Annotated in this window: 20 protein-coding genes; 10 read left to right on the plus strand and 10 right to left on the minus strand. The window is 61.9% G+C overall.

Annotation, left to right across the window (positions count from 1 at the left end):
- Window positions 1-112 precede the first annotated feature (112 nt).
- Together AB1E33_RS02765 and AB1E33_RS02770 are read left to right on the plus strand one after the other, a co-directional pair.
- Window positions 113-418, plus strand: a complete 306-nt coding sequence (locus AB1E33_RS02765) for a hypothetical protein (RefSeq protein ID WP_372575716.1) — start codon at window positions 113-115, stop codon at window positions 416-418.
- Window positions 419-445: 27 nt separating this feature from the next.
- Window positions 446-1,114, plus strand: a complete 669-nt coding sequence (locus AB1E33_RS02770) for a helix-turn-helix transcriptional regulator (protein ID WP_372575717.1) — start codon at window positions 446-448, stop codon at window positions 1,112-1,114.
- Window positions 1,115-1,129: 15 nt separating this feature from the next.
- On the opposite strand, the gene AB1E33_RS02775 is transcribed toward AB1E33_RS02770, so the two are convergent.
- Together AB1E33_RS02775 and AB1E33_RS02780 are read right to left on the minus strand one after the other, a co-directional pair.
- Window positions 1,130-1,939 (minus strand): M90 family metallopeptidase, encoded by an 810-nt coding sequence (locus AB1E33_RS02775; RefSeq protein ID WP_372575718.1) that lies wholly within the window; start codon window positions 1,937-1,939, stop codon window positions 1,130-1,132.
- Between the two features lie 24 nt (window positions 1,940-1,963).
- The gene (locus AB1E33_RS02780) at window positions 1,964-2,425 is read right to left on the minus strand and encodes an Lrp/AsnC family transcriptional regulator (RefSeq protein WP_372575719.1); all 462 of its coding nucleotides are present in this window, start codon (window positions 2,423-2,425) and stop codon (window positions 1,964-1,966) included.
- Between the two features lie 101 nt (window positions 2,426-2,526).
- Here AB1E33_RS02780 and AB1E33_RS02785 point away from each other — a divergent pair, with 101 nt between their 5' ends.
- From AB1E33_RS02785 to AB1E33_RS02805, 5 genes are all read left to right on the plus strand, one after another.
- On the plus strand, window positions 2,527-3,945 hold the full coding sequence (locus AB1E33_RS02785) for an aminotransferase class V-fold PLP-dependent enzyme (protein ID WP_372575720.1): 1,419 nt from the start codon (window positions 2,527-2,529) through the stop codon (window positions 3,943-3,945).
- An 87-nt stretch (window positions 3,946-4,032) separates the two neighbouring features.
- On the plus strand, window positions 4,033-5,676 hold the full coding sequence (locus AB1E33_RS02790; protein ID WP_372575721.1) for a peptidoglycan-binding domain-containing protein: 1,644 nt from the start codon (window positions 4,033-4,035) through the stop codon (window positions 5,674-5,676).
- A 59-nt stretch (window positions 5,677-5,735) separates the two neighbouring features.
- Window positions 5,736-6,821 (plus strand): histidinol-phosphate transaminase, encoded by a 1,086-nt coding sequence (gene hisC, locus AB1E33_RS02795; protein WP_372575722.1) that lies wholly within the window; start codon window positions 5,736-5,738, stop codon window positions 6,819-6,821.
- The gene (locus AB1E33_RS02800; protein WP_372575723.1) at window positions 6,818-7,738 is read left to right on the plus strand and encodes a prephenate/arogenate dehydrogenase family protein; all 921 of its coding nucleotides are present in this window, start codon (window positions 6,818-6,820) and stop codon (window positions 7,736-7,738) included. The genes hisC and AB1E33_RS02800 overlap by 4 nt, the downstream gene beginning before the upstream one ends.
- Window positions 7,735-8,583, plus strand: coding sequence for an extensin-like domain-containing protein (locus tag AB1E33_RS02805; RefSeq protein ID WP_372575724.1), 849 nt, complete (start codon window positions 7,735-7,737; stop codon window positions 8,581-8,583). The genes AB1E33_RS02800 and AB1E33_RS02805 overlap by 4 nt, the downstream gene beginning before the upstream one ends.
- A 78-nt stretch (window positions 8,584-8,661) precedes the next feature.
- On the opposite strand, the gene AB1E33_RS02810 is transcribed toward AB1E33_RS02805, so the two are convergent.
- From AB1E33_RS02810 to AB1E33_RS02825, 4 genes are all read right to left on the minus strand, one after another.
- Window positions 8,662-9,837 carry a peptidoglycan DD-metalloendopeptidase family protein gene (locus AB1E33_RS02810; RefSeq protein ID WP_372575725.1) on the minus strand — a complete coding sequence of 392 codons (1,176 nt, stop codon included), beginning with the start codon at window positions 9,835-9,837 and terminating at the stop codon, window positions 8,662-8,664.
- Window positions 9,838-9,906: 69 nt separating this feature from the next.
- Window positions 9,907-10,554: a protein-L-isoaspartate(D-aspartate) O-methyltransferase gene (locus AB1E33_RS02815; protein ID WP_372575726.1), complete on the minus strand. Its 648-nt coding sequence runs from the start codon at window positions 10,552-10,554 to the stop codon at window positions 9,907-9,909.
- Entirely contained in the window at window positions 10,551-11,333 is a 783-nt protein-coding gene (gene surE / locus AB1E33_RS02820; protein WP_372575727.1) for a 5'/3'-nucleotidase SurE, read from the minus strand. Before surE ends, AB1E33_RS02815 begins: the two co-directional genes overlap by 4 nt.
- Before the next feature lie 81 nt (window positions 11,334-11,414).
- The gene (locus AB1E33_RS02825) at window positions 11,415-12,002 is read right to left on the minus strand and encodes a riboflavin synthase (protein ID WP_372575728.1); all 588 of its coding nucleotides are present in this window, start codon (window positions 12,000-12,002) and stop codon (window positions 11,415-11,417) included.
- Window positions 12,003-12,131: 129 nt separating this feature from the next.
- Here AB1E33_RS02825 and AB1E33_RS02830 point away from each other — a divergent pair, with 129 nt between their 5' ends.
- From AB1E33_RS02830 to AB1E33_RS02840, 3 genes are all read left to right on the plus strand, one after another.
- The gene (locus AB1E33_RS02830) at window positions 12,132-13,448 is read left to right on the plus strand and encodes a capsule polysaccharide biogenesis protein (RefSeq protein ID WP_372575960.1); all 1,317 of its coding nucleotides are present in this window, start codon (window positions 12,132-12,134) and stop codon (window positions 13,446-13,448) included.
- A gap of 95 nt (window positions 13,449-13,543) precedes the next feature.
- Window positions 13,544-14,674, plus strand: coding sequence for a polysaccharide biosynthesis/export family protein (locus tag AB1E33_RS02835; protein ID WP_372575729.1), 1,131 nt, complete (start codon window positions 13,544-13,546; stop codon window positions 14,672-14,674).
- A gap of 4 nt (window positions 14,675-14,678) precedes the next feature.
- Window positions 14,679-16,679, plus strand: a complete 2,001-nt coding sequence (locus AB1E33_RS02840) for a capsule polysaccharide biogenesis protein (RefSeq protein WP_372575730.1) — start codon at window positions 14,679-14,681, stop codon at window positions 16,677-16,679.
- Window positions 16,680-16,683: 4 nt separating this feature from the next.
- Here the strand turns inward: AB1E33_RS02840 and ribD are convergent, their stop codons facing one another.
- From ribD to AB1E33_RS02860, 4 genes are all read right to left on the minus strand, one after another.
- The gene (gene ribD / locus AB1E33_RS02845) at window positions 16,684-17,784 is read right to left on the minus strand and encodes a bifunctional diaminohydroxyphosphoribosylaminopyrimidine deaminase/5-amino-6-(5-phosphoribosylamino)uracil reductase RibD (RefSeq protein WP_372575731.1); all 1,101 of its coding nucleotides are present in this window, start codon (window positions 17,782-17,784) and stop codon (window positions 16,684-16,686) included.
- Entirely contained in the window at window positions 17,781-18,251 is a 471-nt protein-coding gene (nrdR, locus tag AB1E33_RS02850; protein ID WP_372575732.1) for a transcriptional regulator NrdR, read from the minus strand. The genes ribD and nrdR overlap by 4 nt, the downstream gene beginning before the upstream one ends.
- Before the next feature lie 136 nt (window positions 18,252-18,387).
- Window positions 18,388-18,798, minus strand: a complete 411-nt coding sequence (locus tag AB1E33_RS02855; RefSeq protein ID WP_372575733.1) for a secondary thiamine-phosphate synthase enzyme YjbQ — start codon at window positions 18,796-18,798, stop codon at window positions 18,388-18,390.
- A 64-nt stretch (window positions 18,799-18,862) separates the two neighbouring features.
- Window positions 18,863-19,300, minus strand: a complete 438-nt coding sequence (locus AB1E33_RS02860; protein WP_372575734.1) for a hypothetical protein — start codon at window positions 19,298-19,300, stop codon at window positions 18,863-18,865.
- Between the last annotated feature and the right edge of the window lie 22 nt (window positions 19,301-19,322).

Here is a 19,322-nt window from a genome sequence, read left to right on the forward strand (position 1 = left end):
ATTGATCCGCCACAGGGCTTTTTTTGCAGAGGACTTGATACAACTGACAGGTTTATGTCAGTTGTGAGTTGCTAGCACCGGCGCAGTGTCAACACTTACAGGAGAACTGAACATGACCCATGTCGCCGAAATCGTCACCTTTCATCTGGCCGACGGCGTTTCCCCCGATGCGTTCGTGGAACTCAGCCAGGCCACCGAGACCTTCGTGCGCTCCAACCCCGGCTTTCTGCATCGACAGTTGAGCCAGGGCGAGGATGGCAGTTGGACCGATTACGTGGTCTGGCGTGATATGGACACGGCACAGCGTGTGGCCCAGAGTTTTGCCGATCAGGAGTTTGCTCCAAAGCTGATGGCGGCGATCGACCCTGAAACCGTGAAGATGCGGCACGAACATATTCATTGGGACATGGCCGCATGACGCTCTGCCCGCGAACAGGTGCGGGTCATGCGCCGCACTGACCGCCTGTTCGACATCATCCAGATCCTGCGTGACGGCAAACTGCACCGCGCGCAGGACATTGCAGACCGGCTTGAAGTGTCGGTCCGCACCATCTATCGCGACATGGACACGCTGGCCGCCTCGGGCATCCCGGTCGAGGGCGAGCGCGGCGTGGGCTACATGGTGCGCGAGGCGATCACCCTACCGCCGCTGACCCTGACCGCCGAAGAGCTTGAAGCGCTGAATCTTGGCATGGCCATCGTGGCCGAGGCGGCCGATCCCGACCTGCGGGCAGCGGCGGAGTCACTGGCTGACAAGATCGACGCGGTGCTGCCGATCGAGGTGATATCCGAGGCGGATGCGTGGAAATTCGCGGTCTACCCCTTTGCCGACGCTGCGCGCGGATTTACCCATATGGCCCCGCTCAGGGCCGCAATCAAATCCCGCCAGAAGCTTGACCTGCGCTATCGCCGCATCGACGGCACACTGACACACCGCAAGATCCGCCCGCTGCATATGGAATATTGGGGCCGGGTCTGGACGTTGACCGCCTGGTGTGAGGCACGCGATGATTTCCGGGTGTTCCGCGTCGATCTGATCGAAGACCTCACTCCCTTGCCCGAATTGTTCGTGGACGAGCCCGGAAAGCGTCTGTCGGATTATGTGCCAGACTGAGCGGGTTTGCTCCGGTCAGGGCCACGCAATCGGGTCGAGCCGGAACAGTTTCGACAGTTGCTCATACACTTCCGGAACGTCGCTCTTTAGCGCTTGTGGCCTCTCAAAAAATACCTCCACCGAGACCGCAAAGAACTCTTCATGCCCTTCGGCGCCATAGGGGTCGATCACCGTTCTGTGCCCGGATTCAACGGCACGGACATGGGTATCATAAGCGGTCAGAAACACGTGCTCCCATTCGGCAAAACTCTGCCCTTCGCTGAGGATGGGAACCCCGTTGGTGCGCCCGGACAGATCATCGATCTGATGCGCGAATTCGTGAAAGACAACGTTCTGCCCGTCCCGGTCGTTCATTGCGCCCTGTCGGCTATGCGCCCAGGACAGGATCACCGGACCACGATCCCAGCTTTCACCGGTGCGCACGACTTCCTTTTCGGTCACAACATAACCGGACTGCCTGCGCTGCCTTGATTTGAAGGCGTTCGGGTAGATAAGGATCGTTGTCAGGTTGTCGTACCAAAGATCGCTGTTGACCACGAGCAGGCAGGCCTGCGCCGAGATTGACAGCTCCATCTCTTCGGTGATCTCCAGCCCGTCGCAGCCGACAAAATCCACCTGATCCAGAAACAAGTTCACTTTGCCATCAAGCGCAGCGCGCAGGTCTGGTGGAAGTCTGCGCACAATCGGAACCAAGTTTGCGATGGTCGTGCGCTGATGATCGGAAAGCGGCGTTTGAAGAAGCACGGCGCGCTGCTGCTTTCTGGACCAATAGCGATAGCCCAGAGCGGCCAGAACCAGCATCACAAGTGCAAGGAATATCCACATGGAATGACCCAATCCCCAATTGACTCAAAGCGGCAGCGGCCGCCCTTCGGCAATCGCCTCCATCGCGAAATAAGAGGTGACGCTGTCCAGTTCCACCTTTTCGATCAGCCGCTGATAGACCTTGTCAAAACTGGTCATGTCCTGCGTCACCACCTTGAGCTGGTAGTCATAATCGCCGCCGATACGGTGGAAATCGACCACTTCGGGGATGGTCAGGACATGGCGGCGAAAGGCCTGCAACCACTCTGCTGAATGGTGCCGGGTGCGCAGCATTACAAAAACGACCAGCTTCAGCCCCAGCTTTTCCCGCGCGACACGGGCGCGCGAACCTTGCAGGACCCCTGCCTCGGTCAAAGCCTTCAACCGCCGCCAGCAGGCATTCTGCGACAGCCCCACCCGTTCTGCCAGGTCGCGCTGCGACAGGCTGGCATCCAGTTGCATCTCGCGGAGTAACTTAAGGTCAATATGATCTATTTTCTCGGACATTTTCGATTGAATGACACAATTCTATCTCAGATTCCAGTTATAATAGTGAAGCTTATTGCCCCGGCAAGGGTCATATTGAATGCACAGAAGGAGTTTGACCCATGCCGCTCGATCAGTTTCGCAAAACCATACAGGACGCCATTCAAGCCGGAACCCTGCAGGACGGGCTGATCGGCGAAGGCATTATGATCCCCGGGTTTTCGGGCGATGTGCCGCTGGTCTACGCCGATTACGTGGCCTCGGGGCGCGCCATGCAGCAGGTCGAGGATTTCGTCACCGCGCAGGTGCTGCCCTATTACGCCAACAGCCATACCGAGGCGTCCTATTGCGGCGCCTACATGACCCGCCTGCGCAGCGCGGCGCGGGCCGAGATCGCCCGGGCGGTGAAGGCCGGGGACGCCGATGCGGTGATCTTCACCGGTTCGGGTGCGACGGCCGGTTTGAACCGGTTGGTCAGCCTGATGGGCGTGAACGAGGCGGACCGCCCGGTCGTGTTCATCGGCCCTTATGAGCATCATTCCAACATCCTCCCCTGGCGCGAAAGCAAAGCCGAGGTGGTGGAGATCCCCGAAGCGCCCGGCGGCGGCGTCGATCTGGATGCGCTGGAGGCCGCGCTTGTGGCCCATGGTGATGCTGATCTGCTGATCGGCAGTTTCTCGGCGGCCTCGAACGTGACCGGCATCCTCACCGATCCCGACCCGGTGACGCGCCTGTTGCGCCGCCACGGCGCGCGGGCGGTCTGGGACTATGCTGGTGGCGGCCCCTATCTGCCCATCGACATGAGATCGGGCTGCGATGCGCAGAAGGATGCGGTGGTGATCTCGCCGCACAAATTTCCCGGCGGCCCCGGCGCTTCGGGCGTACTGGTCGTCAACAAGGTCACCGTGCAACGGACCTGCCCCAGCTGGCCGGGCGGCGGCACCGTGTCGTTCGTATCGCCCTGGCGGCATGATTACAGCAACGATCTGGCCACGCGCGAAGAGGCTGGAACACCCAATGTGATCGGCGATATCCGCGCCGCGCTGGCCTTCATCATCAAGGACGCGGTGGGCAGCGATACCATCGCCGAGCGCGAGGCGACCTATAACCGCATGGCGCTGGACGGCTGGCGCGACAACCCGCATCTGACTTTGCTGGGAGTCGAAGCGGATCATCGGCTGCCGATCTTTTCCTTCCTGGTGCAGGACGCTGCGGGTCGCCCTGTGCACCAACAGCTCTTCACCCGGATGCTGAGCGATATCTACGGTATCCAGGCGCGCGGCGGTTGTGCCTGCGCCGGACCTTATGCGCATCAGCTGCTGGGGATTAACCATGAGACGTCCGACGCTTTGCATGAGGAGTTGCTAGCAGGTGACGAGCTTAGCAAGCCCGGCTGGGTGCGACTGAACTTCTCGTACCTGATGCGCGAAGACACGGTGCGGTTCATCATTGATGCCGTCAACGACCTGTCGCGCCGCGTCGAGGAATTTGCGCCGCATTACCGGGTTGACGCCACGACAGCCCGTTTCAAGGCCGCCTGATCATGACGGTGTGAACAATTTTACAGTCAAAGCCTCAACCCTTCGGCAGATTATGCGCATATTTAATTCTGCTATTGGAGTTGAGGCATGGCCTTGAAAATTACTGCGCCCGTTGGTGAAAAAAAGCGAATAACCCAACCCGACCCGAAGAAAAAGAACGCCAAATTCAAGCCGGTACAGAACAAACCGGCGGATGTGGAAATGGTACGGCTGATGCTGAAGGCGAACGGCTATGCGGTCGCCATCCACGGCAAATGCGACGCCGGGCTGATCAAAACGATTCGCGATTTCCAGAAAAAAAAGCTGGGCTTCAAGAAACCCGACGGCATTGTCGACCCCGGCATGCGCACCTGGAATGCGGGCCTGCCGAAACTGGCCGCACAGGTCGCCGCCGATTCCAAGGTCGAAGTCTATGAGGTCTATGAGGGCGGCAAGAAAAAGATTGTCACAAAGAAGGAATACGAAGCCGGGGTCAAAGCGCTGCAGAAAGAGATCCTGTCCAAGGCCAACAAGATGCATTCCGAGGCCGAATCCTGGGTCAGCATCTGCAACGACATCGAAAAAACCCGGCAGGCGCAGGACGGGCTGCTGGATGCGCTGGTCGAATTCGCAGTCAGTTCGGTCAACGACAAGACCGACCCGCCCTGGACAGACATTCTGAACGCACGCTCCGAAGCGTCTTTGCTGAAAGCCTTTGCTGGCAAGTCCTCGCCGGACTGGAACAAGGTTCACAAACAGGACCTGAAGGCGACCAAGACCTATAACAAGGCGGTCAAAACCTTCAAGAAATTCATTCAGGCCCGGATCGGCACGGCAAGTTCGATCGTCAGCAACCTGGAGATTGTGCGCGACACGTCCTTCTCCGTGGTCGAGGCTTATATAACCGCCCGTCTGGTGGTCACCAAGGGCATGACCCCGGCCAAGGCCAATGCCGTGGCCGCCGCCAGCACCGAGGCACTGAAATCGGGCGCTGGTCAGTTCGGCGAGTATATTGCCGGCAACAACGTGACCTGGGACGGCGCGGCCAAGAAGGTGTTCATCGACAGTTTCATCGCCGGTCTTGCGGGGGCCGCCGGTGGCAAGCTGGGCGATGCGCTCTCCAAGGGCCTGGCGACCAAGCTGGCGGCTGCGGTGCTGCCTAAACTGTCCGGCAAACTCTCGAAAAAGGCGGCCGAGGCGTTTTTCAAACGCTTCCTGACCTCCAAAGCCGGTCAGGCCATGGTCACCAACGCGCTGAAGGAAACGATTGGCCTGATGAAACCGCTGATCGAAAAGGGCCGCGCGCCCAACCTCAAGGAGATCAAGGAAGCGGTCGCCAAGACGCTGACGGCGGGCATCATGTCCCATGCCTCGGGCAAAGCGCTGGACGGGTTTACCAAGAAACTGCCCGGCGCAGGTGAGGCATTCCTGCGAAAAACCATGGCCCCCAAGGTCATGGACTCGATGCGCAAGGATCTGGTCAAGATCTATGGCGCCGATACGTTCGACACGCTGGCCACCAAACATGCGGGCGAGATCTATCTAAAAGTGGCCGAAAGCCTGACCGGCAAGGCGATCGAAAAAGCGGCGGTGGACGCGGTGAATGCCTCGGACGGGTCGCAGAACGCAGGCCAGATGCAGAAGCTTGCCAATGACGCGATGCGCAAGGACGCCGAGCTGCGCAAGAAGATGCAGGACATGATCCGCACCGAGTTCGAGCGCAAGGCCAAAGCGATGAAGAAAGCCGCCTGATCTTGCCGCTTTCCTCTGCGGTGTGAGGCCGTTATTAGGGGTCCATCAAGGAGCCCGACATGAACAAACTCACGCCGCAGCCCGGAATAATGGACATCGCCCTGTACCAGGGTGGGGCTGCGCATGTCGAAGGCGTTAGCAATGTCATCAAGCTGAGTTCCAACGAAAACCCCTATGGGCCCAGTCCCAAAGCAATGGCGGCGGTGCGTGACAGCGCGTCGCTGCTGCACCGCTACCCCTCGACCGATCACGCGCTGCTGCGCGCCGCGATCGGCGAGGAGCACGGGCTGAACCCCGACCAGATCATCTGCGGTGTGGGTTCGGACGAGGTGCTGCAATTCGTGGTGCATGCCTATGCCGGTCCCGGCGACGAGGTGATCTATACCGAACACGGGTTCTCCATGTACCCGATTCTGGCCCGGATGGTCGGAGCGACCCCGGTGCAGGTGGACGAGCGCGACCGCAATGTCGATGTGGATGCGATCCTGGCCGCGTGTTCGGACCGGACCAGGGTGGTGTTCATGGCCAACCCCGCCAATCCGACCTCGACCATGCTGGCCGAGGGCGAGGTCGCGCGGCTGGCCGACGCTCTGCCGCCGCAGGCGATCCTGGTGCTGGACGGGGCCTATGCCGAATTTGTCGACGATTTCGATGGCGGCGCCGCGCTGGTCGCTGCGCGCAGCAATTTGATCATGACCCGCACATTCTCCAAGATCTACGGTCTGGGCGGGATGCGGGTCGGCTGGGGCTATGCCCCGCAGGACATCATCGATGTGCTGAACCGCATCCGCCAGCCCTTCAATCTATCCTCCACCGCTTTGCTGGCCGCCGAGGCCGCCGTGCGGGACCGCGATTATGTCGATCACTGCCGCGCTGAGAATACCCGCCTGCGCGCCTGGCTGGCAGGTGAACTGGCCGAGGCGGGTGTGCCTTCGGACACCTCCTGCACCAATTTCATTCTGGCGCGGTTTGCCGATCGCGACGAGGCCGAGGCCTGCGACGCTTATCTGCAATCGCGAGGCCTTATCGTGCGCAAAGTGGCCGGTTACGGCCTGCCCAATGCACTGCGGATCACCGTGGGGGATGATGTGGCCTGCCAACGGGTGGCCGAGGCCGTGCGCAGCTTCAAGGCGGGTCAGGCATGAGCCAGATTTATGACCGTGTGGCCCTGATCGGTCTTGGCCTGATCGCATCGTCGATGTTCTGGGCGATCAAGCGCGGCGGCCTCGCCGGTGAAGTCACCGGCTATGCCCGCTCGCAGGAAACCCGCGACACCGCACGCCGCATTGGCTTGTGCGACCGGGTTTGCGACAGCGCCGCGGAAGCAGCCGAGGGCGCCGATCTGGTGGTGCTTTGCGTGCCTGTGGGGGCGATGGGCGCGGTTGCCGCCGAAATCGAACCGGTGCTGAAACCAGGCGCGACGGTCTCGGATGTCGGCTCGGTCAAGCGCAGCGTCGTCGGGGCGGTCTCGCCCCATATCCCCCAAGGCGTGCATTTCGTGCCCGCGCACCCATTGGCGGGAACCGAGCATTCGGGGCCGCAATCGGGCTTTGCCGAACTCTTTGACAATCGCTGGTGCCTGCTGGTCCCGGTCGAGGGCAGTGATGCCAAGGCAGTGGCAAAGCTACGCGCGTTCTGGGAGGGGATCGGCTCCAACGTCGAAGAGATGGAGATCGAGCGCCACGATCTGGTGTTGGCGGTGACCAGTCACGCTCCGCACCTGATTGCCTATACGATGGTTGGCGTGGCCGACGATCTGCGGCGCGTCACCGATAGCGAGGTCATCAAATATTCCGCAGCCGGGTTTCGCGATTTCACCCGTATCGCGGCCAGTGACCCGACCATGTGGCGCGATGTTTTTCTGACCAACCGGGATGCGACGCTGGAGATTCTGGGCCGCTTCACCGAAGAGCTTTTTGCGCTGCAACGCGCCATCCGCACTGGCGATGGCGAGATGCTGCACGACTATTTCACACGCACCCGCGCCATCAGGCGCAGCATTATCGAGGCGGGGCAGGATACCGACGCCCCGGATTTCGGACGAGGAAAGGTCAAGACATGACAAGGCGGGGTTGGGGTCTGGCGGCAATAGCCGCACTGGTAATCGGCGGCGATATGGCGCAAGCGCTCAGTCCCGACACCTCGCCCCGCCCCCAGATGCGCCCCCAGACACGCACCGTTGCGACCGCGCAGGTGACCCGCGCCGGTTTTGTGGCAACCGCCCCGCGCATGCGCCCGGTCGCACGTCCGGCCTCGGAACAAGCGATGCTTGCGACCGCGCGCATCCTCGACGATATCACCCCCGGCCCAGCCCTGTCGCTGCGCCCGGCAGAGCGACCAAAAGGACTCGAGCAGAAGGTGTTTTTCAAAAAGCGCAAACTGCGCAAGACCTCGGTCTGCGGCGATATCGACATTCAGGGCGAAAAGGTCGGCAAGATCCCCGCCAAGACGCGCGGCTGCGGAGCAAAAAATGCGGTACGGGTGAATTCGGTGGGCGGTGTGAAGCTGAGCCGCCCTTCGGTAATGACCTGCGAAACGGCAGAAGCGCTTAACAAATGGGTGCAACGCGGGGTGAAGCCTGCGTTCAAGCCGATGGGGCGGGTGGCTGAATTGCAGGTGGCGGCGCATTACGCCTGCCGCACCCGCAACAACAAGCGTGGAGCGAAAATCTCGGAACACGGCAAGGGCAAGGCGATCGACATCTCCGGTTTCACGCTGGATACCGGCCGCACCATCACGGTTGCGGGTGGCTGGCGCACCGGCCAGTCCCGCAAGGCCCTGCTGCGCGCCTGGCGCGCGGCCTGCGGCCCGTTTGGCACCGTGTTGGGCCCCAATGCCGACCGCTATCATCAGGACCACTTCCATATGGACACCGCCCGCCACCGGGGCGGCAACTACTGCCGCTAGAGCCCAATCTGAAAAATGAGACGCACGGGCCGTGATTCAGAAATTACGGTCCATGCTTTGGGTCGGGTCGCGCCGGGATCAGTTCAGATAGGGCTCGGGATCGACGCTTTCGAAGCCGTTGCGCACTTCGAAATGCACATAGGCGTCGTTACCGCTGCGCAGCTGCGCGATCTTCTGGCCGCGTTTGACCCGGCTGCCCTTCTTGACCTCGATACCGGAGACATTGGCATAGACGGTCAGCAGATTGTTCTTGTGGCGCACAACGATGATCGGCACCTCATCAGCGTCAGCGGTGATCGCGGCGACGGTTCCCGCCTCAGCGGCCAGAACCGCCGTTCCGGGTGAACCGGCGATGTCGATACCCTCGTTCTTGCCCTTGGCATAGGTCCGGATGACCTTGCCGGTCACCGGATAACCCAGCCGGGCAGAACTGTTCGTAGCTTTCTCGGTCAGCGATACATCCGGCGTTTCCGGCGGTTCGGCCGAGATTTTTTCATCCGGCAGCGCGGTGGTCGAGCTGGGAGGTGTCGGGGTCGGGCTGCCCTGCCCCGGCCCGCTGACCGCGGTGGTGGAAGTTGCGACAGCAACCGGGATCGGCGCTGGCTGATCCTTGACCGGGATCAGCAGATATTGCCCCTCGCGAATGGCGAAATCGGTTCCAAGCCCGTTCCATTCGGCCAGCGACTTGACCGGCACCTGATAAAGCCGCGAGACGGTATAAGCGGTCTCGCCGCGCTTGACCTTATGGCGGATCGGTTCGGGCCCGGCCGGGGCGGCGGGCGCAGCGGGTTTGGCCGGGGCCAGCGTCGTGGTCTGGACCGGTGTGGTGTCCGGTGCCTGATCGATGGCCGACCCCGCAATCGTGGCGATATCCACATTGCCAGTGCCGGGCGCGGGTTCGGACACCCGGCGCGGCAGTGACACGACCTCGCCATCGCGCAGCTTGTCATTGGCGTTGAGCCCGTTGAACCGCGCCACCTCTCCGGGCGACACCCCGATCCGGCTTGACAACGAGGTGACCGTGTCACCACGCCGCGCCACCGCGACCTGATAGTTCGGGTACGAGATCACGCCCCGGCTGTCGGGGCTCGGACGGGCCTGCGTATTGACGTTCTGGGCCGCTTCGGTGGTGTTAAACGCACCGACCTGGCCGCGCAGATCATAATCCAGCGGCCCTTCGCAGGCCGCAAGGAATCCCGTTGCTGCAATGGCCAACGACCAGCGCATACGGGAGCCGACAAAGGGTACTGCCATATCTCAATCCTCAAAATCCACGCCCCCTGTTGACCGGAGGCTTGATGTGCCAGGTCTGCCCTACCCGGTTCAGCCGTCTTTTCCCAGCCCTTCCAGCAAGGGTACGAAACGCACCGGGCGCAGCTCGTCATAGTCGTAGCCCGCTTCCGTCCGGCGCACCCGGATCAACGTCTGAACCGCGTCGGACTGACCAACTGGCACCACCATGATACCCCCGATCTTGAGTTGCGCCAAGAGCGGGCCGGGCGGATCTTCAGCGGCTGCGGTCACAATGATGCGGTCAAAGGGGGCCTGTTCAGGCAAACCATGCGATCCATCGCCGACAATCGCGGTGATATTGACCAGGTTGAGGTCCTGAAACAGCTGCATCGCCTCGCGCACCAGCCGCGCATGGCGGTCAATGGTATAGACCCGCCGCGTCAACCGCGCCAGAACCGCCGCCTGATAGCCCGAGCCGGTCCCGACCTCGAGCACCTTGTCGCGTGGCGTCAGCTCCAGCGCCTGGGTCATGATCCCCACTACCGAGGGCTGACTGATCGTCTGACCGCAGGCAATCGGCAGCGGCATGTCCTCATAGGCGCGCCCGGTGAACAGCCCGCGCACGAAGGGACCGCGATCGATCTCTTCCATCGCGGCCAGCACCTTGGCATCCGTCACCCCGCGCGAGCGTAGGTGATAGAGGAACTGCATCTTGGTTTCGGCGTCGGGTCCACTCATTCGATCGCTTTCAACGCCTGTAGCTGGTCATGGGCGGTCAGATCGGCGCGCATCGGCGTAACCGAGATAAAACCGTCGAGATTGGCAGCGACATCGGTGCCGGGTGCGCTCGGTTCCCGCTGGTCGCCGCCCTGTATCCACAGGAATCTGCGGCCAGAGGGCGAGTTCTGCGGCATGACCGAAAAACGCGCATGGGGGCGATAGCCCTGAGGCACCACCCGCATTCCGGCCAGATCCGCAGCGGGCACAGGCGGGAAGTTCACATTGTAGAACAGGCGGTAGTCGCCGTCATCCGGCGGGTTGTTATCGAGGATGGACCGGACCACCCGCGCACCATGCACGCGCGACACTTCGAACGGGTCGTCGCGATCACGATTGTCGGGGCCATAGAATTGCGACAGGGCGATGGCGGGCAGCCCTTGCAGCGCCGCCTCCATCGCGGCCCCGATCGTGCCGGAATAGAGCGTGTTCTCACCCGCGTTGTTGCCCCGGTTCACGCCCGACAGCACCAGATCGGGCTGCATATCCTTCATCACGTCATGTACGCCCACCATAACGCAATCCGCCGGGCTGCCCTCGGCGGCGTAACGGCGATCTGCCAGCTCGATGACCATCATCGGGCGGGTGTAGCTGATGCAATGGGCTACGCCGGATTGCTCGAAAGCGGGGGCGACAACCCAGACCTCGCCATCGGGTCCGGCAATCTCGGCGGCGATCTCTTCCAGCACGCTGAGACCCGGCGCATTGATGCCGTCATCGTTTGTCAAAAGAATGCGCATGATGTCTCTGCCTGTTTGATCCTTGCCCGTATTCAGCCTTGTTAGACGTCGCCCGGATGCACGGCAAGCTGCCGGTGCACTTCAGCTGACCTCGTTGAGCCGTGCGACATAGCGTGCCAGCGTGTCGATCTCAAGATTGATGTGATCTCCAACGCCAACCTTACCCCAGTTGGTGACCTCTTTGGTATGCGGGATGAAGTTGATGCCGAACTCGGGCCCTTGCACATCATTCACCGTTAGCGAGGTGCCGTTCAACGCGACCGAGCCTTTGGGTGCGATGAACCGCGCCAGATCACTCGGCGCTCGAAAAGTGACGCGGGTGCTGTCGCCTTCATCCTCAACTGCGATTACCTCGGCCACGCCATCGACATGACCGGAAACGATATGCCCGCCCAGTTCGTCGCCCACTTTGAGCGCGCGTTCCAGATTGACGCGCGTGCCGACCTGCCAAGTCCCGAGATTGGTTTTCGACACGGTTTCGGCGCTGATCTGCACGTCATACCAGTCTCTGCCCAGGGCGATCACCGTCAGGCACACGCCATCGCTAGAGATCGAGGCACCGATATCGATACCCGCAGTGTCATATCCGGTCCGGATGCGCGCCCGCAGATCGCCCTGCTGATCCAGTTCGATGACTGTGCCCACATCTGTGACGATACCCGTGAACATATTCGAAACCTCTGCGTGTTTGCCTTACTGCTGACCTAACGGCGCACCGGGCGGCGGGCAAGCCCCCGCTTGCCCAAGGACGCCGTTCTGGTCATAGTTTCGACCAAAAGACAGAGCAGTATCGCGCAGATGATCAACCGGGCAGTAAAACGGGACACGAAAACGCCGCAGTCGCGGCGCGTGTTCCTGTTTTTGCAGGGTCCGCATGGTCCGTTCTTTCACGGCCTTGCCCGCATGTTGCGCGCCACCGGCGCCGAGACCTGGCGCGTCGGCTTCAATGCGGGCGACCGCGCCTTCTGGCGCCAATCAAAGCACTACATACCTTATCGCGGCACCATCGCGGGCTGGCCCGAGACGCTGACCGCGCTGCTGGACCAACATGGTGTGACCGACATCGTACTTTACGGCGATGCCCGCCCGATCCATGCCAGTGCGATCCGGATCACCCGCTCGCAAGGCGTGACGGTGCATGTGTTTGAAGAAGGCTATCTGCGCCCCTATTGGGTAACCTATGAACGCAACGGCTCAAACGGTAACTCGCGGCTGATGGGTATGAATGTGGCGCAGATGCAGGACGATCTGGACCACTCGGATCACGATTCTCCGCCGCCGCCCGCTCATTGGGGCGACATGCGCGAGCACATCTTTTACGGCGCGCTCTATCATTGGTTCGTGATGTTTCGGAACCGGCGATACGGTAACTTCAGGCCGCATCGCGAATTTCCGGTGACAGTCGAATTCAGGCTCTACCTGAAACGGCTGCTGCTGATGCCAGCACATGCGATCGAGCGCCGCATTGCCACCCGACGCGTGCGCGACGGCGGGTTCCCCTATCACCTTGCCCTCTTGCAGCTGGAACAGGACAGCTCGTTTCAGACCCATTCGCCCTTTGCGCGGATGACCGAGTTTCTCGACACTCTGTTCAGCGGTTTTGCCGAGGGCGCGCCCGGTCACCACCATCTTGTCGTCAAGGCGCACCCGCTTGAAAACGACCGCATCCCTCTGCGCCGCGAGGTCAATAGACTGGCACGGCAACATGGCATTGGCGACCGCGTGCATTACGTGCGCGGTGGCAAACTGGCGCAATTGCTGGACGATGCACGCAGTGCGGTGACGGTGAATTCCACGTCCGGTCAACAGGTTCTGTGGCGCGGCATTCCGTTGAAAATCTTCGGTACGGCCGTCTATGCCAAACCCGAATTTGTCTCGGACCAACCCCTGCCTGCCTTCTTCGATGCGCCGACCCGCCCCGACAAGGAAGCCTATCGGTGCTATCGCCGGTACCTGCTGGAAACCAGCCAGGTACCGGGCGGATATTATGCCCGTAAAGGTCGGCAGCAGCTGCTGCGGCAGGTGGTTGACATGATGCTGGCCCCCGGTGATCCCTATGAAATGCTGAAATCCGGGAACGCGGCTCCTCGGCAACAGTTGCGTCTGGTGAACTGACTGTCGCACCTGCGACCTCTGGATATTTGCACTCGTTTTCGGTAGCTTGCCTCGAAATCCGAGGCAGGCATACAAAAAGGTCGAGGAGACCGACAGTGAATTCCATCTCCAATCGTTGGGTCAAACCCTTCGTATTGCTGACCGTTCTGGGTCTGGCGGCGTCATGTTCGCTGCCCCGTTCCGGGCCGAGCAAAAGCCAGATTTATGCGGGTTCGGTTCAAAATGAAGGCGATGCCTTTGTCGTGGCGGTCAACGACCGCGTCACGCGTGCGACCGCCGTGGTGCCCGCGCTTGGGTTTTCCGACAGTTTCAAAACAGCCACGCGTCTCACGTCAGACACGATTCGCCCAGGCGATGTTCTGGGCCTGACGATCTGGGAGAATGTCGATGACGGGCTGCTTTCGGGAGAGGTCAGCAACTCGACCCCTCTGGAAGAGGTGCAGGTTGACAGCGATGGATTTATCTTCGTGCCCTATGCCGGGCGCGTGCGTGCCACGGGCAGCACGCCCAACCAGTTGCGTCAGGAAATCACCGCAAAGCTCGAAGAGCAAACCCCGGACCCGCAGGTTGAAGTGCGACGCCTGGCAGGCGATGGCGCAACGGTGTCGGTTACCGGTTCGGTCGGAGCGCAGGGCGTCTTTCCCATCGAGCGTCCGACGCGCACATTGTCCGCAATGCTGGCACAGGCGGGCGGGATCGTTATCGAACCCGAGATCGCTCAGGTGACTGTCATCCGCGGGCGGCAGAAGGGCAAGATCTGGTACCAGGACCTGTTCCAGAATCCCGAGTTGGATGTGGCTCTGCGCGGCGGTGACCGCATCCTGGTCGAAGAAGACGACCGCACTTTCACCGCGCTGGGTGCGACCCAGAGCCAGGCGCGTGTCCCGTTCGAGACACAGGACTTGTCAGCGCTTGAAGCGATCGCACAGATCGGCGGTCTTGTTTCGGTCTCGTCGGACCCGACAGGTGTGTTTGTCCTGCGCAACGAACCAGCCGCAATTGCGGGGCAGGTTCTGGGCCGCAACGATCTTCAGGGCGCGCAGCGGATGGTCTACGTGCTGAACCTGACCGAACCCAACGGGCTGTTCCTGGCCCGGGATTTCGTGATCCGGGACGAGGATACGCTCTACGTGACCGAAGCGCCCTACGCGCAATGGTCCAAGGCGATCTCGCTCATTTCCGGTGGCCTGGCACCCTTTGCAAACTTCAAGACGCTGGCGAACTGATCTGGTGAACGCCGAATTTGAACAGGCAGCCGGAGGCAAACGCCTCCGGCTGTTCGTGTATAATGGGGGGTTCCTGACCCAAACCCGCATCCGCCGGATCCTCACGCTGGCAGGGTATGACGTCCGACTTGGCCTGCCCGGCCCGGATGATCTGGTCGGAATCTGGGGTAACGGCCCGACCGCACATCGCGGCAAAGCTATCGCCGCGCGCCGCGGGGTTCCCCTGCTGCGGGTCGAGGACAGTTTTTTGCGCTCGCTGCATCCCGGCCGGGGCGGAGAACCACCGATCGGCCTCAACCTTGACCGCGCGGGCGTGCATTTCGATGCCGCATACCCGTCCGATCTTGAGGTTCTGCTGACCACGTATCCGCTGGACGACACCGCCCTGCTCAACCGCGCACGGGACGCAACAGCCCGCATGCGCGACCAGCATCTGAGCAAATACTGTGCCGTCGATCCCATGCTGCCCCCACCCGATCCCGGGTATGTTCTGGTGGTGGACCAGACCCGTGACGATGCTTCGGTCCGGGCCAGTGGCGGCACGGATGCGCTGTTTCGCGAAATGCTGGTCTTTGCCCAGGAGGAACATCCCGGCGCGCGCGTCATCATCAAGACCCATCCCGAAACCATCGCGGGTCATCGCGGCGGCTATTACACGCAGGCGGATGCCAATCACCGTATCTCCCTGCTGGACCAACCCGTCAGCCCGTGGTCGCTGCTGGAGGGGGCGGTGGGCGTCTATACGCTCTCCTCGCAATTGGGGTTCGAGGCGATTCTGGCCGGACACAAACCCCGGGTCTTCGGCGCGCCCTTCTATGCGGGCTGGGGGCTGACACGGGACGAAAACCCTGTTCCCCGGCGCGAACGCAAACTGACACGGGCGCAATTGTTTGCGGCGGCGATGATCCTTTATCCGGTCTGGTATGATCCCTTTCGCGACCAGCTTTGCGAATTGGAAGCCGCGCTGGATGTGATGGAGGTGCAGGCACGGACCTGGCGGCAGGACCATCGCGGCTGGATCGCCTCGGGTATGCGGCTCTGGAAACGTCCCGCGATCCGGAGCGCGTTTGGCGGCCATGGCAAAGTCAGTTTTGCCGAAACGTGCGCACTGGGCGAACCACGCCCGCGCATGATCTGGGCCTCGAAAGCGGGTAATGAGACCGACGTCACCCGGGTCGAGGACGGCTTCTTGCGCTCTCGGGGGCTGGGGGCTGAACTGGTGCCGCCGCTGTCGCTGGTGACTGACGCGAGCGGCATCTACTATGATCCCAAGCGCCCTTCGGATCTGGAAGCGATGATCGCGCGGCGCGAGAGCCTGACAGACAGCGAACACAGGCGCGCTGAGCGTCTGGTGGCGCGCCTAACGGCGGATGGCGTGACCAAGTACAATCTGGAGGGGGATCGGCCAGCCCTGCCGGAAGGGCACCGCATTCTGGTACCAGGGCAAGTCGAAGACGATGCCTCGATCCTGCAGGGAACCGAAGCGGTGCGGACCAATTTGAGCCTGCTGCAGGCCGCACGCGCCGCGCACCCGGATGCGATCGTGATCTACAAACCGCACCCCGATGTCGAAGCGGGATTGCGCGCAGGCAGGATCGACGCCATCGGGTTGGCCGATCTGGTGACAGAGCATAGCGATCCTGCGGCGCTGCTGGAGCAGGTGGACGAGGTCTGGACCATGACATCTCTCATGGGGTTCGAGGCGCTCTTACGGGGCGTCAAGGTGACTACGCTGGGCGCGCCGTTTTATGCAGGCTGGGGGCTGACCGATGATCTGGGCCCGGTTCCAGCGCGGCGCGGCGCGCGGCCTGACCTGATGGGGCTGGTCCATGCTGTACTGATCGACTACCCGCGCTACCGCGATCCGGTGACCGGCCTGCCCTGCCCGGTCGAGGTTGCCGTCGACCGGCTGGCCAGCGGAAATATTCCCCATCCGGGTCTGGCCAACCGGCTGCTGTCAAAACTGCAGGGTGTCTTTGCGACCTATGCGCCCTATTGGCGCTGAGCGGTTACTTTAGCGCGCGCGTCCATCGGTGCAGGATATCCGCGCCGATCTGTCGGGTCTCGGACAGGGTAAAGCGCGGCGCATCCTCCAGCCGGTCCAGGCCCATCGCGCCGATTGCCGGCAGCCCTTCGGCTCCAATGGCAAGACCGGCGCCAAAGCCCACAAACTCGTCGACCAGATCTTCGGCCAAAAGCGACGCCGCAAGCGCCGAGCCGCCCTCGCAGAACACCCGGGTCAGCCCGGCACTCCCGAGTTGCTGCAGCAGATCACCGGCATCCAATTGCGAGCCGTCCACCGCGCAGGGGATCAGCTTTGCGCCCAGCCCCTCCCAGGCCAGCATACGCTCGGAATCGGCCCCCGGGGCGTGGCAGAGCCACACCGGATATTCTGCGGCGCTGCGCGCCAGTTGGCTCATCAAAGGCAAATCCAGATGGCGCGAAACGACGATCCGCACCGGTTGTTGCGTGACGCCCAGATCCCGCACCGTCAGCGACGGGTCATCCGCCCGCGCGGTTCCGGCCCCGACCATGACTGCGTCGTGGCGCGCCCGCATCGCATGCACGGCACGACGCGCTTGGGTGCCGGTGATCCATTTGCTCTGCCCGGTGGCAGTCGCGATCCTGCCATCAAAACTGCTGGCCAGTTTCAGCGTGACCAGAGGCCGCCCCTGCTCGGTCCGCAGGAAAAACCCCGCATGATCGCGCATCGCCTGCTGGTCCAGAACGCCGGTGTCCACCGTCACATTCGCCGCGCGTAGCATCGCAAACCCCTGTCCCGCTACGCGCGCGTCGCTGTCCTCGACAGCGGCCACAACCCGCGCGACACCGGCATCGATCAGCGCCTGCGCACAGGGCGGCGTCTTGCCCTGATGGGCGCAAGGTTCCAGCGAGACATAAGCCGTGGCGCCGCGTGCCGCCGCACCCGCCTGAGTCAGCGCCTCGGTCTCGGCATGAGGCTGCCCGCCCGGCTGGGTCCAGCCGCGCCCGACGATGCGCCCCTCGCGCACGATCACACATCCGACCGAAGGGTTGGGCCAGGTCATACCCTGACCGCGCCGGCCCAGGGTCAGGGCCAACGCCATGTATCTTTCGTCTGATGATGTCATTCTTCGCCGGGTACGCTTGGCGGGCGCAGTTCGTGAACGAAATCCTCGAAATCATCCGCCGCCTGGAAGTTCTTGTAAACGCTGGCAAACCGCACATAGGCCACGGTATCGATCCGAGCCAGTGCCTCCATCACGATCTCACCGATTCGGTTCGAAGGGATATCCGTCTCGCCCATGCTTTCCAGCCGCCGCACGATGCCCGAGATCATCTGGTCGATACGATCCGGCTCAATCGGCCGTTTCTGCATCGAAATTCGGATCGAGCGTTCGAGCTTGTCGCGATCGAAATCCTCGCGCTTGCCATTGGATTTGATGACCACCAGATCACGCAATTGCACCCGCTCATAGGTGGTGAACCGGCCGCCGCAAGCCGGACAGAACCGCCGCCGCCGGATTGAAACATGATCCTCGGCCGGTCTTGAATCCTTGACCTGTGTGTCGATATTTCCGCAAAACGGGCAGCGCATTCGCCGTCTCCCTCGTTGTCTTGACTTGTATTTCCGCCTCGAATTGTGAGCGCTTCGGCCCACTTATCCACAACTATAGGATACCCTCTGCATTTTGGGTAGCCGGAAAAATGCACCGCTAGATTATGGTGTGTCATTAGTCGAAATGAAGCGCGATCCGGCGTTTATGCGGTGCGTCGCGATGTTCGAACAGATAAACGCCCTGCCAGGTGCCTAGCATCGGCACACCACCCGAGACCGGGATTTGCAGGCTGACCGGCAACAGCGCCGCCTTGATATGGGCGGGCATATCGTCGGGCCCCTCATAGGTATGGCGCAGGTAAGACATCGATGGGTGATCCGAAGGCGGCACCAACCGGCGAAAGAAGGCTTTCAGATCGGTTTGCACTTCGGGATCGGCATTTTCCTGGACAAGCAGCGAACAGGAGGTATGGCGCACGAACAGGGTCAGAAGCCCGTCACCGCCGCCGGTCACGGCGTCGCACACCTGCCCCGTCACCTCATAAAGGCCCTGGCCCTGCGTTTGGATCTGAAGCTCCCGGTTCACCTGCGTTTCTGTCCCCGAGTTGGAGCGCACTGCGGATCAATGCCCTGCATATCCCGGTCAGTGGTCAGCCTCTTCCTCCGAGCGAAAACGGGCGCGCAGTGCTACAACGCATATCTGCCTGCGTGATGGACATGTTGTTGCCCACATTGATGCCGATCCGAAAGGTCTCGTCTGTGGGCGTGATCCCCAGCGCCGCGGGATCAAGCGTAAAGCGGACTGCCGAGCGCCGGTCGGTGGTGATACTTTGGCTGATCGGGCTGGCGACATAGACGCGGTCCGACCAAGCTGCACCGAGTTTCCGCCGCGCATATTCCGCAGCCCCACACCAGTAGCCGTCAAAGGCACCGCCGGCGTTCAGGATCACCTCGAATTCGTTGGCATCGACCGGGTTCACACGCGGACCATAAGGCGACACAAAGGCATATTTGGGCGCCTCTCCTCCAGTCGGAACCTCACATGCGGAGGCAAGCGCAAGACCTGCCAAAGCCAAATATCTCTTCATTTCGGAAACCTCGCTAACAATC

It is taken from the genome of Ruegeria hyattellae (assembly GCF_041537925.1).
Lineage (GTDB): Bacteria > Pseudomonadota > Alphaproteobacteria > Rhodobacterales > Rhodobacteraceae > Ruegeria_C.